Origin of the sequence: Ruminococcus sp. (genome assembly GCF_024691275.1) — a bacterium.
In the GTDB taxonomy this organism is placed as follows: Bacteria; Bacillota; Clostridia; order Oscillospirales; family Ruminococcaceae; genus Ruminococcus.
The window spans coordinates 28,032-44,281 of sequence record NZ_JAILNU010000112.1 but is presented as its reverse complement, the minus strand read 5'-3'; the positions used below and the strand labels follow the sequence as shown (position 1 = coordinate 44,281).

At 45.4% G+C, this 16,250-nt stretch carries 16 protein-coding genes; 14 read left to right on the top strand and 2 right to left on the bottom strand.

Going from position 1 to position 16,250, the window contains the following annotated elements; translation table 11 throughout:
• Positions 1–163: 163 nt before the first annotated feature.
• The 13 genes from K6G33_RS13910 (at position 164) to K6G33_RS13850 (ending at position 13,968) form a co-directional block, all read left to right on the top strand.
• Positions 164–1,375 carry an NADP-dependent isocitrate dehydrogenase gene (locus K6G33_RS13910; protein WP_296780623.1) on the top strand — a complete coding sequence of 404 codons (1,212 nt, stop codon included), beginning with the start codon at positions 164–166 and terminating at the stop codon, positions 1,373–1,375.
• A 21-nt stretch (positions 1,376–1,396) separates the two neighbouring features.
• Complete coding sequence (locus K6G33_RS13905; protein ID WP_296780621.1) at positions 1,397–2,044, top strand: redox-sensing transcriptional repressor Rex; 648 nt, start codon at positions 1,397–1,399, stop codon at positions 2,042–2,044.
• 508 nt (positions 2,045–2,552) lie between these two features.
• Entirely contained in the window at positions 2,553–3,929 is a 1,377-nt protein-coding gene (fumC, locus tag K6G33_RS13900) for a class II fumarate hydratase (protein ID WP_296780618.1), read from the top strand.
• Positions 3,930–3,953: 24 nt separating this feature from the next.
• Positions 3,954–4,751 (top strand): CoB--CoM heterodisulfide reductase iron-sulfur subunit B family protein, encoded by a 798-nt coding sequence (locus tag K6G33_RS13895; RefSeq protein ID WP_296780615.1) that lies wholly within the window; start codon positions 3,954–3,956, stop codon positions 4,749–4,751.
• Positions 4,744–5,127, top strand: coding sequence for a 4Fe-4S dicluster domain-containing protein (locus tag K6G33_RS13890; RefSeq protein ID WP_173450654.1), 384 nt, complete (start codon positions 4,744–4,746; stop codon positions 5,125–5,127). Before K6G33_RS13895 ends, K6G33_RS13890 begins: the two co-directional genes overlap by 8 nt.
• A gap of 15 nt (positions 5,128–5,142) precedes the next feature.
• Positions 5,143–7,134, top strand: coding sequence for a CoB--CoM heterodisulfide reductase iron-sulfur subunit A family protein (locus K6G33_RS13885; RefSeq protein ID WP_296780612.1), 1,992 nt, complete (start codon positions 5,143–5,145; stop codon positions 7,132–7,134).
• The gene (locus K6G33_RS13880; protein ID WP_164165683.1) at positions 7,125–7,571 is read left to right on the top strand and encodes a hydrogenase iron-sulfur subunit; all 447 of its coding nucleotides are present in this window, start codon (positions 7,125–7,127) and stop codon (positions 7,569–7,571) included. Before K6G33_RS13885 ends, K6G33_RS13880 begins: the two co-directional genes overlap by 10 nt.
• The gene (locus K6G33_RS13875) at positions 7,556–8,527 is read left to right on the top strand and encodes a 4Fe-4S dicluster domain-containing protein (protein WP_296780609.1); all 972 of its coding nucleotides are present in this window, start codon (positions 7,556–7,558) and stop codon (positions 8,525–8,527) included. The genes K6G33_RS13880 and K6G33_RS13875 overlap by 16 nt, the downstream gene beginning before the upstream one ends.
• Complete coding sequence (locus K6G33_RS13870; protein WP_296780606.1) at positions 8,527–9,546, top strand: 4Fe-4S dicluster domain-containing protein; 1,020 nt, start codon at positions 8,527–8,529, stop codon at positions 9,544–9,546. The genes K6G33_RS13875 and K6G33_RS13870 overlap by 1 nt, the downstream gene beginning before the upstream one ends.
• On the top strand, positions 9,546–10,373 hold the full coding sequence (locus tag K6G33_RS13865) for an FAD/NAD(P)-binding protein (protein WP_173450230.1): 828 nt from the start codon (positions 9,546–9,548) through the stop codon (positions 10,371–10,373). Before K6G33_RS13870 ends, K6G33_RS13865 begins: the two co-directional genes overlap by 1 nt.
• A 15-nt stretch (positions 10,374–10,388) precedes the next feature.
• Positions 10,389–11,072, top strand: a complete 684-nt coding sequence (locus K6G33_RS13860; protein ID WP_296780603.1) for a 2Fe-2S iron-sulfur cluster-binding protein — start codon at positions 10,389–10,391, stop codon at positions 11,070–11,072.
• A gap of 14 nt (positions 11,073–11,086) precedes the next feature.
• Positions 11,087–12,688 (top strand): FAD-dependent oxidoreductase, encoded by a 1,602-nt coding sequence (locus K6G33_RS13855; RefSeq protein WP_296780601.1) that lies wholly within the window; start codon positions 11,087–11,089, stop codon positions 12,686–12,688.
• Positions 12,689–12,804: 116 nt separating this feature from the next.
• A complete protein-coding gene (locus tag K6G33_RS13850; RefSeq protein ID WP_296780599.1) occupies positions 12,805–13,968 on the top strand; it encodes a permease in 1,164 nt (387 codons plus the stop codon).
• 45 nt (positions 13,969–14,013) lie between these two features.
• Here the strand turns inward: K6G33_RS13850 and pyrE are convergent, their stop codons facing one another.
• The gene (pyrE, locus tag K6G33_RS13845; protein WP_296780598.1) at positions 14,014–14,667 is read right to left on the bottom strand and encodes an orotate phosphoribosyltransferase; all 654 of its coding nucleotides are present in this window, start codon (positions 14,665–14,667) and stop codon (positions 14,014–14,016) included.
• A 51-nt stretch (positions 14,668–14,718) separates the two neighbouring features.
• The gene (locus K6G33_RS13840) at positions 14,719–15,066 is read right to left on the bottom strand and encodes a zinc ribbon domain-containing protein (protein WP_296780751.1); all 348 of its coding nucleotides are present in this window, start codon (positions 15,064–15,066) and stop codon (positions 14,719–14,721) included.
• Between the two features lie 216 nt (positions 15,067–15,282).
• On the opposite strand from K6G33_RS13840, the gene K6G33_RS13835 reads away from it, so the two are divergent.
• Complete coding sequence (locus K6G33_RS13835) at positions 15,283–16,146, top strand: hypothetical protein (protein ID WP_296780597.1); 864 nt, start codon at positions 15,283–15,285, stop codon at positions 16,144–16,146.
• Positions 16,147–16,250 lie beyond the last annotated feature (104 nt).

Here is a 16,250-nt window from a genome sequence, read left to right as displayed (position 1 = left end):
CGTATGCATCGTTGCATATGTAGCTGCTTATATGGGTGTCAGTGTAATAAAAAAAATATTTCGGAAAAGGCAAGGAGTACCGTAGCTCCTGTAGTTACAGTTGTTGCGGTTTTAATATGCCTGATTGCTGTTGATTAATTAATTTTTGTGGAGGTATAAAACTATGGCTAAAATAACCATGAAAACGCCGCTTGTCGAAATGGACGGCGACGAGATGACCAGAATACTCTGGCAGTGGATCAAGGAAGCTCTCCTCGAACCATATGTAGAGCTCAATACAGAATATTACGATCTCGGACTCAAGCACAGAGAGGAAACAAAGGATCAGGTAACTATTGATTCAGCTGAAGCTACAAAGAAGTACGGTGTTGCTGTAAAGTGCGCAACTATTACTCCTAATGCTGCAAGAATGCCTGAGTACAATCTCACTCAGATGTGGAAGTCTCCTAACGGCACTATACGTGCAGCTCTCGACGGAACTGTTTTCCGTACACCTATCATCGTTAAGGGCATCGAGCCTTATATCCCTACTTGGACTAAGCCTATCACTATCGCTCGTCACGCTTACGGTGACGTTTACAAGAACACCGAAATGCGCGTAAGCAAGGGCAGCAAGGCTGAACTCGTTGTAACTGACGAGAACGGCAATGAGACTCGCGAGCTTATCCACGATTTCACAAAGTGTGACGGTATCATTCAGGGACTTCACAACCTTGATGCTTCTATCGCAGGCTTTGCAAGAGCTTGTCTCAACTACGGTCTTGACCTCAAGCAGGACGTATGGTTCGCTTCAAAGGACACTATCTCAAAGAAGTACGACCACCGTTTCAAGGATATCTTCCAGGAGATATATGACAATGAGTACAAGGAGAAGTACGAAGCAGCAGGCATCGAATACTTCTATACTCTTATCGACGACGCTGTTGCAAGAGTTATCCGCTCAAACGGCGGCTATATCTGGGCTTGCAAGAACTACGACGGCGATGTAATGTCTGACATGGTATCAACTGCTTACGGCAGCCTTGCTATGATGACATCTGTTCTTGTTTCACCTGACGGAATCTATGAGTACGAAGCTGCACACGGTACTGTTCAGCGTCATTACTACAAGTATCTCAAGGGCGAGGAAACTTCAACAAACTCTGTAGCTACTATCTTCGCATGGAGCGGTGCTCTCCGCAAGAGAGGCGAGCTCGATAATACACCTGAGCTCTGCGACTTTGCAGATAAGCTTGAAAAGGCAACTATCCAGACTATTGAGGAAGGCGTTATGACAGGAGATCTTTACCTTATCTCCAAGCTCGATAACAAGAAGAAAGTTGACTCGAAGACATTCCTCGATGAAATAAAGATAAGACTTGACAAATTAATGTAAGAAGAGGGAAGGCATATCACGATGTCAAAGAACTCAATCTCAAACTCTGTTATAAGAAGACTGCCGAGATACTACAGATTTCTCGGCGAACTGGAACACAATGGATATGTCCGCATCTCTTCCCGTGAGCTTTCAGAAAAAATGGGGCTTACAGCATCGCAGATAAGACAGGACTTCAATTGTTTCGGCGAATTCGGTCAGCAGGGTTACGGCTACAATGTAAGCGATCTCCGCATAGAGATCGGTAAAATATTAGGACTGGACAAGCAGACTCCAATGATACTTCTTGGCGCTGGTAATCTTGGCAAGGCTATCGCTACGCATATTGATTTCCATAACAAGGGATTTGATCTTATCGGTGCGTTTGATGTCAACCCTGATATTATAGGTAAGGAACTGGGTGAACTGAAAGTAAAAAGCATTGATGAAATCGGCACGTTCTGCGCTGAAAAGAAGCCGGTGGCTGCTATTCTGTGCGTACCCATGAATTCAGCCGAAAAACTGGTGAATACTCTGATAGAATGTGGCATCAAAGCATTCTGGAACTTCACTCATTATGACCTTAAAGTTACTCATAAAGGCGTTGCAGTTGAAAATGTTCATCTTGGCGACAGCCTGACAACTCTTTCTTACGGTTTGAACAACCTTACCGAAAATGAAAGTGTATGATTTTGAGCGGTGGAACAAAAGCTTGTTCCACCGTCTTTTCACCGAAAGTATGTTAATAAAATATCAAACTTTTTATAGCTTTATATATAAAACAGAATTATGGTATTCTGAATATGCATCTCACTTCGTATGCTTTGCATAAAAAACATACTACAAATTTTATCATTTCTTTTCAAAAGATTTTTTATACATAGCAGTGCATTATCGGGGTATATGCTCATTTCAAGCGACCATACTCCTATAGTAAGTCAAAAACAACAAAAATTATACAGTGAGTTCTTAAATATGTATATATTAAGCACACGGGATATAGAATCAAATATATCATCGGTCTCAAAACGGTGCCACCGCTTTGTTAATTATATATCAATATCAGAATAGCGATATTCTTAAAGTGAATTTGAATTTAATGAGATATACTGGTATACTTATATTGTATACTAATGAAGTAAGGAGAAATATGCCGTGCGGTTTATTTCTCAAAAAAAAACTTGGGAGTGAATATAAAATGGATTACCGTATCGAACACGATTCCATGGGTGAAGTAAAAGTTCCTGCTGACAAATACTGGGCTGCTCAAACCGAGCGCAGTCATGAGAATTTTCTCATAGGTGTCGGCATCGAAACTATGCCGCGTGAGATCACTCATGCTTTCGGCATTCTCAAAAAAGCTGCTGCTCTTGCAAACCATCAGCTCAAACCCGAAAAAATGACAGATGAAAAGCTCTCTGCTATTTCTCAGGCTTGCGATGAGGTCATCAGTGGAGCTCTCAATGAGCATTTCCCGCTCGTTGTATGGCAGACAGGCAGCGGAACACAGTCCAACATGAACGCAAACGAGGTCATAGCAAACAGAGGAAACGAGATAGCAGGTTCAAAGCTGCTCCATCCTAATGATGATATCAATATGAGCCAGTCATCAAATGATACTTTCCCGACAGCTATGCATATCGCAGCTGTGATCGCCCTCGAAGACAAGGTCGTTCCTGCAATTGATACCCTTGTCGAGACCTTCAAGCGCCTTGAAGCTGAAAACGAAGGCATTGTAAAGAGCGGACGTACACATTTGCAGGACGCTACTCCGATCAAGTTCTCTCAGGAGATCAGCGGCTGGAGAGCTTCTCTTGAAAAGGACAAAAAAATGATCCTTGCATCATGTGAAGACCTCAAGGAACTCGCTCTCGGCGGAACAGCTGTCGGAACAGGTCTTAACGCTCCTAAGGGCTTTGCCGAGAAATCTGCTGAGGAGATCAGCAAGCTCACAGGAAAGAACTTTATCACATCTCCCAATAAATTCCACTCTCTTACATCAAAGGACGAGATCGTTTTCACACACGGTGCTCTCAAGGCTCTTGCTGCGGATATGATGAAGATCGCAAATGATGTAAGATGGCTCGCATCAGGTCCTCGTGACGGTCTTGGAGAGATCCTTATCCCCGAGAATGAACCCGGATCTTCAATTATGCCGGGCAAGGTAAATCCTACTCAGTGTGAGCAGGTAACTATGGTCGCTGTTCAGGTAATGGGCAACGATGTTGCTGTTGGTATGGCTGCATCACAGGGCAACTTTGAACTCAATGTGTTCATGCCCGTATGTGCTTATAATTTCCTTCAGTCTGCAAGACTTCTTGCTGAATCCATCATCTCATTCAACAAGAACTGTGCTGTCGGCATCAAGGCTAAGAAGGAAAAGATGCACCATAATCTCCATAATTCTCTTATGCTTGTAACAGCTCTCAACCCATACATCGGCTATGAAAATGCTGCAAAGACAGCTAAAAAAGCTTTCAAGGATAATATTTCCCTTAAAGAAGCCTGTGTTGAACTCGGATTCCTTACTGCCGAGAAGTTCGATGAGGTATTCCACCCAGAGGAAATGGTCTGATCTTTTACGAAAGGAAGCGTACATATGGAAACTTATACATATTACCCGGGCTGTACGCTGAGAACAAAGGCTAAGGATCTTGATACATATGCAAGATCCTCCGCTGAAGCTCTCGGTATCGCTCTTGAAGAGCCTGCTGACTGGCAGTGCTGCGGCGGAGCTTATACTACAGCCAAGGATGAGATAGCTACTAAGCTTTCTGCGGTAAGAACGCTTAATTCCGCAAAAATCCTGAACAGACCGCTCATAACTGTCTGTTCTGCCTGCCACAATGTCATAAAGCAGACAAATTATGATATTGCCAACAGCGAGGAAATGGCAGCAAAGGTGAATAACTACCTTAAACTCGACGAACCATATAACGGCGAGACAACCGTTTATCACTATCTTGAGATGCTTCGTGATGTAGTCGGCTTTGATAACCTTGCACAAAAGGTTGTAAATCCGTTTACAGGCAAGAAGATTGCTGCTTATTATGGTTGTCTGCTGCTGCGTCCTTCAAAGGCTCTTGCTATGGACGATCCCGAAAATCCGACTATTATGGAGGATTTTATCAAGGCTATAGGCGGTACACCTGTTATTTATGCACAGAGAAACGAATGCTGCGGCGGCTATATAACCCTTGAAGATAAAGCTCAGGCAGCAAAAAGAAGCGGAGCTGTTATGAAGTCCGCAGAAGATCAGGGAGCTGATATGATAATCACTGCTTGCCCTCTGTGTCTTTATAACCTCAAAAAGAATTCAGGCTCAGAGCTTCCTGTATACTACTTTACAGAAATTCTGGCGCAGGCTCTCGGACTAAAGGAGGCTAACAATGAATAAGAACCTTCAGGAACAAGTGCTGCGTTCAAGCGGTGTGAATGTCCTTAAATGTATGCGTTGCGGCAAATGCTCGGGAACTTGTCCTTCATATGACGAGATGGAGTACCATCCGCATCAGTTTGTCTACATGGTCGAGCGCGGCGATATCGAAACACTTATGAATTCCAAGTCAATTTACAAGTGTCTTACCTGCTTTGCCTGTGTTGACAGATGCCCGCGTAACGTTGAACCTGCAAAGGTAGTCGAGGCTGTACGCCTTGCTGCTGTTCGTCAGCAGGGAAATAATCACATGAACCCGAACCAGATACCTGAAATGCTCGATGAAGACCTGCCGCAGCAGGCTATCGTTACAGCATTCAGAAAATACATAAAGTAAGGAGGAGATAGGACTATGCAGAGAATAGGCGTATTTGTCTGTCATTGCGGTACCAATATTGCCGCAACGGTTGATGTAAAGACAGTTGCAGAAGCTCTCGGACATGAGCCAGGAGTCGTTATCTCCCAGGATTACCAGTATATGTGTTCCGAATCGGGTCAGAATCTCGTTAAGAACGCTATCAAGGAGCACAACCTCACAGGAGTTGTTGTTTGCTCATGCTCTCCGAGAATGCATGAAAACACATTCAGAAAGGCTGCTGCTGCAGCAGGACTCAATTCCTACATGGTGGAGATCGCAAATATCCGTGAGCAGTGCTCGTGGATACACAAGGATATCGCTACAGCTACCGAAAAGGCTATAATCCTCGGCAAAGCCGCTGTAGCTAAGGTACACCTCAACGCACCTCTGACAGCAGGCGAAAGCCCTGTCGCAAAGAGAGCTCTCGTTATCGGCGGAGGTATCGCAGGTATACAGACAGCTCTTGATATCGCAGAGGCAGGATTTGACGTTGATATTGTCGAGAAGAATCCAACTATCGGCGGCAAAATGGCTCAGATCGACAAGACCTTCCCGACACTTGACTGTGCTGCTTGTATCCTTACACCTAAAATGGTAGAAGCTTCTCAGAATGAGCATATCACTATACACTCATTCAGCGAAGTTACCGATGTAAAGGGATTTGTAGGAAACTTCACAGTTACTATCAAGAAGAAGGCTCGTTTCGTTGACGAGACAAAGTGTACAGGCTGCGGTCTGTGTACAGAAAAATGCCCGATGAAGAAGGTACCCAACGAATTCAATATGGGACTTGACAACCGCTCGGCTATATATATCCCATTCGCACAGGCAGTTCCAAAGGTCGCAACTATCGACCCCAACTACTGCATGATGATGAAAACAGGAAAATGCGGCGTTTGTTCAAAGGTCTGCTCGGCAGGCGCTATCGACTACAAGCAGCAGGACAAGTTCATCGAGCAGAAGTACGGCGCTATCGTAGTTGCTACAGGCTTCAATCCTATCAATCTCGATAAGTATGACGAATTCGCATATAATCAGTGCCCTGACGTTGTTACTTCACTTGAGCTTGAGCGTCTGATGAACGCAGCAGGTCCAAACGGCGGTACTCTGCTTCGTCCTTCCGATAAGACACACCCGCACAAGATCGTTTTTGTACAGTGTGTAGGTTCAAGATGTGACGACAGCAAGGGAAAGCCTTACTGCTCAAAGATATGCTGTATGTACACTGCAAAACACGCAATGCTCATACGTGAGAAATATCCTGATACAGAAGTATATGTATTCTATATCGACGTTCGTACACCGGGTAAAAACTTTGACGAGTTCTACCGCAGAGCAGTTGAACAGTACAATGTTCACTACATCAAAGGTATGGTCGGCAAGGTAACTCCTCGTTCAGACGGAAAGATAGATGTACAGGCTTCGGATCTCCTTGCAAACGAACAGCTCCATATCGACGCAGATATGGTCGTTCTTGCAGCCGCTATCGAGCCTGACAAGACTGCACGTCCTCTCGCAACTATGCTGACAACTCAGATGGACACAAACGACTTCTTCACTGAGGCTCATCCAAAGCTTCGTCCTGTAGAGAGCGCAACAGCAGGTATATTCCTCTCAGGTGCTTGTCAGGGACCAAAGGATATCCCTGAAACAGTTGCACAGGCAAGTGCAGCAGCTGCAAAGGCTATAGGACTGCTGGTAAAGAACAGCATAACCTGCAATCCATGCGTTGCTCATTCAAATGAGCTTATGTGCAACGGCTGCTCGTCTTGTGAAAAGGTTTGTCCTTACGGAGCTATCACATACATTGACAAGGAATTCAGAATGCCTGACAGAACAACTGCTGTACGCAGAGTTGCAAACGTCAACCCTGCTGTATGTCAGGGCTGCGGTGCTTGTACCGTTGCTTGTCCTTCGGGAGCTATGGATCTCAACGGCTTCTCAAACAGTCAGATAATGGCGGAGGTTGACGCGATATGCAAGTAAATGATAATAAAGAGTTTCAGCCGCTGATCGTTGCTTTCTGCTGCAACTGGTGCTCTTACGCAGGAGCCGATCTGTCGGGAACAAACAGACTTAATTACCCTACAAATGTAAAGATCATAAGAGTGCCCTGCTCATGCAGAGTTAATCCCATGTTCATTCTCAGAGCTTTTCAGCGCGGTGCTGACGGTGTAATACTTTGCGGCTGCCACCCGGGTGACTGCCACTACACATCAGGCAACTACTTTACAAGAAGAAGAATGACGCTCCTGTTCAGTATGCTCGATTTCCTTGGTATCGAGCGCGACAGAACAAGAGTAGAGTGGGTATCAGCAGCTGAGGGAGCAAAATTCGCTGCTACTATGAATGAGTTCACGGAAGCTGTCAGAAAACTCGGTCCAAACCGCAGATTGGAGGATTTACGATGCAGGAAGCAATGATAAACAGAGCAAAGCAGCTTTTGGCTGACGGTAGCGTAGATCGCGTTATCGGCTGGAAACGCGGAGAGTTCGTATACGATATCACTCCTGCTGTTTTCACATCGGCAGAGGAACTCGACGCTGATTTTGTATACGATGACTTTACAGCTGCAAATGTTTCCAAATACCTCGTAAAAGAGAGCAAGAAGGAAGGAAAGATACTCGCTTTCCTGAAGCCCTGCGACACTTACAGCTTCAATCAGCTCATCAAGGAGCACAGAATAGTACGTGAGAATATCTATGTCATCGGTATCCCAGGTGGTCCTAAGCTCGATGCCGAGAGGATCAAGGCAAATGGCATCACAGGAATTCTTGGAGCTAAGAACGATAACGGCACTCTCATTATCGACACTGTCTACGGTGAGGAGAAAATGCCTTATTACGAAGCTCTCAGCGTTAAGTGCCTGAACTGCAAGAGCAAGAAGCACGTTGTATACGACGAACTTATCGGTGAAGACGGCGATATACTCGATTCCAACCGCTTTGACATGGTGGAGAAGCTTGAAAATATGACTGCTCAGGAGCGTTACGACTTCTGGCGTGAGCAGCTCTCAAAGTGCATACGCTGCAATGCCTGCCGTAATGTCTGTCCTGCTTGCACTTGTGAAAAGTGCGTATTCGATAACCCTGATTCAGGCGTTGAGAACAAGGCTGCAACAGACAGCTTCGAGGAGAATATGTTCCATATTATCCGTGCGTTCCACGTTGCAGGAAGATGTACGGACTGCGGCGAGTGTTCAAGAGTATGCCCGCAGAACATACCACTTCATCTGCTCAACCGCAAATTCATAAAGGATATCAATTCGCTTTACGGCGATTATCAGGCTGGCGAGGACACAACTTCACGCGCTCCTCTCAACGATTATAAACAGGACGACTGCGAAGCAAGTATCGTTCACGAAAGGGGAGTTGAATAATGCTGAAGATATCACTTGACAAGCTCGGTAAGCTTTTTGAAGCAATTTCAGCTTCGCAGACTCTCTATATCCCTACAGACCGCGAGGACGGCGCTGCTGAGTATAAGAAGTACGAGAGCGGCATGAAGCTCAGCAATAACCTCAATACTCTCCGCAGTGCAAAGGACTTCTTTTTCCCGCAGACCGAGAATCTTGTCGATTTCAAAATGGAAGGCAAGAATATCGAGGTCATCGACGTTCGTGAAGAGTCTGAGGACTTCGTGATCTTCGGAGTTCGTGCCTGCGACGCAAGAAGCTTCACTATCCTTGATAAAGTTTTCCTTGCTGATCCTGTAGACAGCTACTACAAGAACCGCCGCGACCACGGTACAGTCGTTACGATGGCTTGTACACGTCCTGCCGAGACCTGCTTCTGCGGTACTTTCGGCATCGACGCAGCTGCTCCCGAGGGAGATGCTGCCTGCTACAGCGACGGCGAGAGCTTGTTCATCGAAGCTCACAACGAAAAAGGACAGAAGTTCATCGACTCAGTTGCTTCACTCCTCGAAGAAGGAGATGCCGCAAAGCTTGACGAAGTACGCGAAAAGACTAGAGATATCCTCAAGAAGCTTCCTCTTGCAAACCTTACTACAGATAATTTCGGCGGCGACAAGCTCAATGAATACTTTAACTCCGACAAGTGGGGAGAGCTTTCACAGAGCTGTCTCGGATGCGGAACCTGTACATTTGTTTGTCCTACCTGTCAGTGCTATGACATCAAGGACTTCAATACAGGTCACGGCATCAAGCGTTTCCGCTGCTGGGATTCATGTATGTATTCCGACTTCACGAAGATGGCTCACGGCAACCCGAGACTTACTCAGCTTGAGCGCTTCCGTCAGAGATTCATGCATAAGCTGGTATATTTCCCTGCAAACAACAATGGCGAATTCGGCTGTGTGGGCTGCGGAAGATGCCTTTCAAAGTGCCCTATATCCATGAATATCGTCAAGGTAATGAAAGCATTGGAGGTAAAGTGATGAATAACGATACATTGATACCTTACATTGGAGTAGTTACCGATATCAGACAGGATACTCCCGATGTCAAGACATTCAGAGTAGTTTCGCCTGAGGGCGGCAAGGTATTTGAGCATATGCCCGGACAGTGCGCAATGCTTTCCATACCGGGTGTTGGCGAGGCTATGTTCTCTATAACATCTTCTCCTACGAACAAAGAGTTCATGGAGTTCAGTATAAAGAAGTGCGGCTGCCTTACAACATGGCTCCACGCTATGGACGTAGGTCAGCAGATAACTATCCGCGGACCTTACGGCAACGCTTTCCCTGTTGAAACAGATCTCAAAGGCAAGGATCTCCTGTTCATCGCAGGCGGTATCGGACTTGCTCCTCTGCGTTCCGTTATCAATTATGTACGTGATAACCGCGCTAACTACGGAGATGTTCAGGTAATATACGGTTCGCGTTCAATGGACGATCTCGTTGACTATAAGGAAATTATCGACGAGTGGATGGCAGATGCAGGTATTCAGGTAAACCTGACTATCGACAATCCTCAGGAAGGTTGGGACGGTCACGTAGGATTTGTTCCTAACTATGTAAAGGAGCTCAATCCTTCAACTTCAAAGACTGTTCTCGTCTGCGGACCTCCGATAATGATTAAGTTCACACTTGCAGGTCTCAAGGAGCTGGGCTTCACTGAGACTCAGGTCTATACAACTATGGAGCTTCGCATGAAGTGCGGAGTAGGCAAGTGCGGACGCTGCAATATCGGTAATAAGTATGTCTGCAAGGACGGTCCTGTTTTCCGTTTCGATCAGCTCGGCGAACTGCCTGACGAATATTAAGGAGGAGATTTTCGCATGGATAATATGTTGAACGTTTACCTGTTCGGTAAGAAATACGAAGTGCCTGCAGGTCTTACGATAATGACAGCTATGGAATATGCAGGCTATGACCTCGTAAGAGGCTGCGGCTGCCGTAACGGCTTCTGCGGTGCCTGCGCAACAATATACAGAATAAAGGGCGAGACAGAGCTTCACGGTTGTCTTGCCTGTCAGACAGAAGTACAGGAAGGTATGTACGTTGCTACGCTTCCTTTCTTCCCCCTTGAAAAGAGAACTTACAACATTGAGGAGATAAAGCCGGATCAGCAGATAATGATGCAGCTCTATCCTGAGATATACAGCTGTATCGGCTGTAATGCCTGCACAAAGGCTTGTACTCAGGAGCTCAATGTTATGCAGTATATCGCATATGCTCAGAGAGGCGAGTACGAGAAGTGTGCTGAGGAGAGCTTTGACTGCGTAATGTGCGGCGTATGCTCATCACGCTGCCCCGCAGGTATCTCACACCCACAGGTAGCTATGCTTGCAAGAAGACTCAACGGCAAGTATATCGCTCCTGAGTGCGGACATCTCTCCGACCGCGTAAAAGAAGTAAACGAAGGTATCTTTGACAAGCAGATCGAGGAGCTTATGACAAAGGCTGTCGATAATATCGAAGAGATCAAGGATATGTACAACCACCGTGAGATCGAGAAGTAAGGGGGAGAGAGAATATGTACAAAATAGATAAGCTCAATGAACTGGCAAAGGTAGTTGCCGCAAAGAGAGCAGAAAATGCAGCTCTCGAACCCAGAAGAATGACTGCTGAGGAGAAGGACGATCTTCTCGCTCATTTCCACCCCGACTATAAGCAGGAAGAATTCACTGTTCTTTCCGCAGGCGTAAACAAGGGCGATAAGGTTCCTACACAGCTTGCTGCTCTGCTTCAGGGCAAGAGCCGTATCAGCGCTTCCGACGTTGATCTCTCAGCTCCTGATTATGATACAGACGTACTTATAATCGGCGGAGGCGGTGCAGGCGCATCAGCTGCAATCGAAGCTGACGAGGCTGGCGTAAAGGCTATGATCGTTACAAAGCTTCGTATCGGCGACGCTAACACAATGATGGCAGAGGGCGGTATACAGGCTGCTGACAAGCCAAACGATTCACCTGCAATACACTTCCTCGACGCTTTCGGCGGCGGTCATTTCGCTGCAAAGCCCGAGCTTGTAAAGAAGCTCGTTACAAAAGCTCCCGAAGCTATACAGTGGCTCAATAAGCTCGGTGTTGAGTTCGACAAGGAAGCTGACGGCACTATGGTAACAACTCACGGCGGTGGAACTTCACGCAAGAGAATGCACGCTGCAAAGGACTACTCAGGTGCTGAGATCATGCGTACTCTCCGTGACGAGGTCATCAACCGCGGTATCCCTGTTGTTGACTTCACAGCAGCTGTTGAGATAATCCTCGACGAAAACGGTAAGGCAGCAGGTGCTGTTCTTATGAATATGGAGACTAAGGAGCTCCTCGTTGCAAGAGCTAAGACTGTTATCATCGCTACAGGCGGTGCAGGTCGTCTTCACTATCAGGGCTTCCCGACTTCCAACCACTACGGCGCAACAGCTGACGGACTTATCCTCGGCTACAGAGTAGGCGCAAAGCTGCTTTATGCTGATACACTTCAGTATCACCCGACAGGTACAGGCTACCCTGAGCAGATCTTTGGTGCGCTCGTTACCGAGAAGGTGCGTTCACTGGGAGCTAAGCTCGTAAATATCGATGGTGATGTATTCATGCATCCCCTTGAAACCCGCGACGTTACAGCTGCTTCTATCATTCGTGAGTGTACAGAGCGCGGCAAGGGTGTCGAGACAAATCTCGGCAAGGCACTCTGGCTCGATACTCCAATGATCGAGCTTATCCACGGTGAAGGTACTATCGAGAAGCGTATCCCTGCTATGATGAGAATGTTCGGCAAATACGGCATAGATATCCGCAAGGAGCCTATCCTCGTTTACCCGACTCTCCACTACCAGAACGGTGGTCTTGATATATCCGACGACTGTGCTACAGGTGTCGAGAATCTCTACGCAGCAGGCGAGGTAGCCGGCGGTATCCACGGTAGAAACAGACTCATGGGCAACTCACTCCTTGATGTTATCGTATTCGGCAGAAATGCAGGTATATATGCAGCTGCTAAGGCAAAGGAAACAGCTTCACCTGAAAAGCTGACACTTGCTCATATCGAAAAGTTCAACAAGGAGCTTGAAGCAGCAGGCGCTGCAAGCGACGTAGCTTCTCCAATGCTTCTGCCACATTATTCAAGAAAAAAATAAATAAAAAATATGGGACGCTGTAAAAGCGTCCCGAAATATGTTTATAAAAGAAAGTAAAGTGATATATAATGGATCTGTTTAATGGAATTCTGTCAATCCACGGTGTTTCCTTTCTTATGATCTCAGTGATCGCAATAGCTGCTCTTGGATATGTGCTCGGAAGAATTACTATAAAGGGCATTTCACTCGGAACAGCAGGTGTATTCATCATTGCACTGATATACGGCTGCGTCTTCTATAAGCAGCTTTCAGATGAGATCAATACCGACTTTGTCGGCAATGCCTTGAAGATCGTCGATAACCTCGGACTTATTCTCTTCGTTACGGCAGTCGGATTTATTGCGGGACCTAATTTCTTCGGAAATTTCAAGAAAAACTTCAAATCTTATGTTCTCCTTGCAATTATAATCATTCTCAGCGGCGGACTTGCCTGCGCAGGCTGCATTACTGTGGGCAAAAACTTCACTGAACTTACAAGCGAAGAGTTTACTGCAATGCTGACAGGAATTCTTTCAGGTGCTCTTACAAGCACCCCGGGCTTCTCAGCTGCAAAAGACGCTGTTGGAAGCGATCACCTCCAGAGCATCGTATCGGTTGGCTACGCTATAGCTTATATCTTCGGTGTTATAGGTGTTGTACTCTTTGTTCAGATAATACCTAAGGCAACAAAGGCAGATATGACAAAGGAAAGAGAACTGCTTGCACCTGCTTCAAAGAAGAATTCAAAGGAAAAGAAAATGTTCACTCCTATTGAAATGGACAGCTTCGGCATTATGCCTTTTGCACTTGCAGCAGTTATCGGTATCGTTATCGGCTCGTTTAAGTTCGGCAACTTCTCTCTTTCCACCACAGGTGGCTGTCTCCTTGTTTCGCTGATATTCGGACACTTCGGACATATCGGCAAGTTCTCGATAATGCCTAAGGATTCAACATTAAAGGTATTCCGTGAGCTTGGACTCATGTTCTTCCTTATCGGTGCCGGAGTTTCAGGCGGAGCTAAGTTCGTTCAGTACTTTGATGCTGTATACTTCCTCTACGGAATGATAATGACAGTAGTTCCTATGATAATAGGTTATCTGTTCGCAAAGTATGTTCTGAAGCTCAGTCTGCTCAACAATCTCGGTTCTATTACAGGAGGCATGACATCAACTCCTGCTCTCGGAACTCTTATAAGCACCGCAGGCACAGAAAACGTTGCATCCGCATATGCTGCAACATATCCTGTAGCTCTTATCTCTGTCGTACTTGTATCACAGTTCCTTATCATCTTATTCAAATAAGTCATGAAAAATCAAAAGCGCTTCCAACGGAAGCGCTTTTGATTTTTATTTAACACCGTAAGCTTCTCTGTATTCGAGCATCTTATCAAGGTATTCCTTACCGGGAACGATATCATTTTTGATAGCATCAATAATATCCTGCATGGTAACGATTGGGTATACGATAACGCCGAAATCACGCTTGACTTCCTGTACAGCCGAAAGCTCTCCCGTACCTTTCTCCATACGGTCAACTGTTATGACCATACCTGTGACATTGACATCAGCAGCTGTCATAAGCTTTGGCATCGACTCGCGCAGAGCCTTTCCGGAAGTCATAACATCATCAATAATAACAACTTTTTCGCCGTCTGTAAGGGCCTTGCCAACGAACATACCGCCCTCGCCGTGATCCTTGGCTTCCTTCCTGTCAAAGCAGTAAGAAACGTCTATGCCGAATTTATTGCTGAGAGCTACAACTGTGGAAACAGCCAGCGGGATACCTTTATATGCAGGTCCGAAAAGTGTCTCAACAGGGATGTTATTAGCGTTTATGCACTCGGCATAGTATTCACCGAGCTTAGCAAGCTGAGCACCTGTCTTGTAATTTCCGCAATTAATAAAATAAGGAGCTTTTCTGCCGCTTTTAAGCGTAAATTCACCGAATGTCAGAACTCCGCAGTCGACCATAAATTTAATAAAACTTTCCTTGTAAGTCATGTATATAACCTCCGTTTTGATATATTAAATCCTGTAAACAGGTTTAATCCGTTAGATAGATTCAAATATGTATCCGCAGAAAGGACACCGCGGATAGTCTACATCTATTTCCGCGCCGCATTCGGGACAGGCTTTCTTAGGGAGAACATCAATATCATCATCGAAGTCGGCTTTATATTTGCCTGTGAAACCTGTCGGGTGAGTCAGAGGAAATACTCCCATGAGCAGACCGCATTCCGAGCAGTAGTAACCAATGGTAGTATCCACAGGAACTTCGCATATCATTTCATTATCGGAATAGAATGTCGAAACAGGATAGATGAGCGAAGAGCCTTTTGTAGGGATACCGCGTTTCTCGATCTTAAAAACGCCTTTTATCATTTGCTTTCCGCAGTGCATCACGGGCGATCCCTCCTTTGAAATATCATATTTATAATTATAGACTATTTGCCGTAATAATTCAAGTAAATACACGAAAAAAAAGTTAGAAAAAAACACTCAAACTGCTTGCAAAAATCAGATAAAAGGGGTATAATATATGTGTATGTCACTTGAGGTACATATCGGTTTGCCGCTTACCGTTATACGGCAATTCTGTATTGGGCAGGAGAGAAAATGGCTAAAAATAAAAGTATTACAAGAATATCAAATAAAAAACGCGGCAGACCAAAGGTGAGATTCAGCATATGGGGGCTTATTCTCATATTCATGCTTTCTTTCGGCGGCTGCTTTGCATTATATATGATCGCTGCAAACTTCAACGAAAATTTCTTCGAGGATGAATTCGATAATATAGTCGTTGAAGATGGAAAGAGCGGTGAAACAGACGACACACAGTCATCAGGCAGCAAAAAAACTGATAATAGCGATGTTCAGACCGATACGAGCAATAAATCGACCAATCCGATTTCCAAATCCGAGGCAAAGGATAGTTCTTACCTTGAAACGTGCTGCCTTGTTACGGATTCCACGCTGCTCGATATAGGTAAGTACACAGAGCTGAAGGATATCATCGGCAGCGCAGAGCTCAATGCCTCAGGCTGCAATAAAACAAATGTGGAGAGCGTATACGGTAACAATACCGTTTACGAGCTGCTGAAGGCAAAAAAGCCTTCCTGCATATATATCATGCTCGGAAGCGACATCGGAACAAGCAGCGTTAACGATATGATAACGAGCTATACCGAGCTCGTTAAGAACCTGCGCGGTTATCTTCCCGATTCTGCTATATATCTTATGCAGCTGCCGCCTGTTCGTGACGAGGAGGGTGCTGCTGTCAATAACAGCATGATAAACGAGTTCAATACCAAACTCCTTGGAATAGCTAATTCAAATAACGTGTACTGCATAGATACAAATACAGCTCTGAAAGATGTAGACGGCACACTTCCGGAAAAATTCAGGAACAGTGAAACAGGTGCTCTCACAGAATCGGCATACAAAACTATCGCCGATTATATACTTTGTCATACAGTATAATTTTCAACCCAAACACTATATATAGTGTTTGGGTTGATTACATTTTGTAGACTGCCTTGAAACGTCGTTATATCGCAAAAAGGCACTTTTTTAAATAATTTATA

Bases quoted from the DNA above. Each gene is read 5' to 3' on its own strand.
- K6G33_RS13895 (WP_296780615.1), top strand. From the start codon at position 3,954: ATGGAAACTTATACATATTACCCGGGCTGTACGCTGAGAACAAAGGCT.
- K6G33_RS13880 (WP_164165683.1), top strand. From the start codon at position 7,125: ATGCAAGTAAATGATAATAAAGAGTTTCAGCCGCTGATCGTTGCTTTC.
- K6G33_RS13870 (WP_296780606.1), top strand. From the start codon at position 8,527: ATGCTGAAGATATCACTTGACAAGCTCGGTAAGCTTTTTGAAGCAATT.
- K6G33_RS13855 (WP_296780601.1), top strand. From the start codon at position 11,087: ATGTACAAAATAGATAAGCTCAATGAACTGGCAAAGGTAGTTGCCGCA.
- K6G33_RS13890 (WP_173450654.1), top strand. From the start codon at position 4,744: ATGAATAAGAACCTTCAGGAACAAGTGCTGCGTTCAAGCGGTGTGAAT.
- fumC (WP_296780618.1), top strand. From the start codon at position 2,553: ATGGATTACCGTATCGAACACGATTCCATGGGTGAAGTAAAAGTTCCT.
- K6G33_RS13850 (WP_296780599.1), top strand. From the start codon at position 12,805: ATGATCTCAGTGATCGCAATAGCTGCTCTTGGATATGTGCTCGGAAGA.
- K6G33_RS13905 (WP_296780621.1), top strand. From the start codon at position 1,397: ATGTCAAAGAACTCAATCTCAAACTCTGTTATAAGAAGACTGCCGAGA.
- K6G33_RS13835 (WP_296780597.1), top strand. From the start codon at position 15,283: ATGGCTAAAAATAAAAGTATTACAAGAATATCAAATAAAAAACGCGGC.
- K6G33_RS13865 (WP_173450230.1), top strand. From the start codon at position 9,546: ATGAATAACGATACATTGATACCTTACATTGGAGTAGTTACCGATATC.
- K6G33_RS13840 (WP_296780751.1), bottom strand. From the start codon at position 15,066: ATGCACTGCGGAAAGCAAATGATAAAAGGCGTTTTTAAGATCGAGAAA.
- K6G33_RS13885 (WP_296780612.1), top strand. From the start codon at position 5,143: ATGCAGAGAATAGGCGTATTTGTCTGTCATTGCGGTACCAATATTGCC.
- K6G33_RS13910 (WP_296780623.1), top strand. From the start codon at position 164: ATGGCTAAAATAACCATGAAAACGCCGCTTGTCGAAATGGACGGCGAC.
- K6G33_RS13860 (WP_296780603.1), top strand. From the start codon at position 10,389: ATGGATAATATGTTGAACGTTTACCTGTTCGGTAAGAAATACGAAGTG.
- pyrE (WP_296780598.1), bottom strand. From the start codon at position 14,667: ATGACTTACAAGGAAAGTTTTATTAAATTTATGGTCGACTGCGGAGTT.
- K6G33_RS13875 (WP_296780609.1), top strand. From the start codon at position 7,556: ATGCAGGAAGCAATGATAAACAGAGCAAAGCAGCTTTTGGCTGACGGT.